The organism is Herbaspirillum sp. C7C2 (assembly GCF_022627865.1).
In the GTDB taxonomy this organism is placed as follows: Bacteria; Pseudomonadota; Gammaproteobacteria; order Burkholderiales; family Burkholderiaceae_D; genus Herbaspirillum; species Herbaspirillum frisingense.
Window position 1 is genome coordinate 1 of the sequence record NZ_JABXGI010000075.1, and the last position, 272, is coordinate 272.

The 272-nt window shown below is 58.8% G+C and carries 1 protein-coding gene; it reads right to left on the reverse strand.

Annotated elements, in window-relative coordinates:
- On the reverse strand, window positions 1–258 hold a 258-nt coding region (locus tag HWE04_RS24290), incomplete at its 3' end, for a glycosyltransferase (RefSeq protein WP_241813936.1).
- Window positions 259–272 lie beyond the last annotated feature (14 nt).

The following is a 272-nucleotide window of genomic DNA, read 5'->3' on the forward strand; positions in this document are numbered from 1 at the left end:
GTGCAGCTTTTGCAGCAGATTTACATAAGCGCCCCCAACAATATCGCTGTCGAAAGTCGAAGTGACTTTCTGCACTGCCGCTTCCGCCATGCGGTTGCGCAATTGCGGATCACCGGCAAGCCGGTCAATCTGTGCCGCCGCCCGCCCGCAATCGCCAATCGGGAAGAGCATCCCGTCTTCGCCATCGGTGACGATCATATCCGTCACACCTGCAATGCGCGATACGATGGCCGGACACCCCTGGCTCATCGCTTCCATAAGCGTCATCGGGC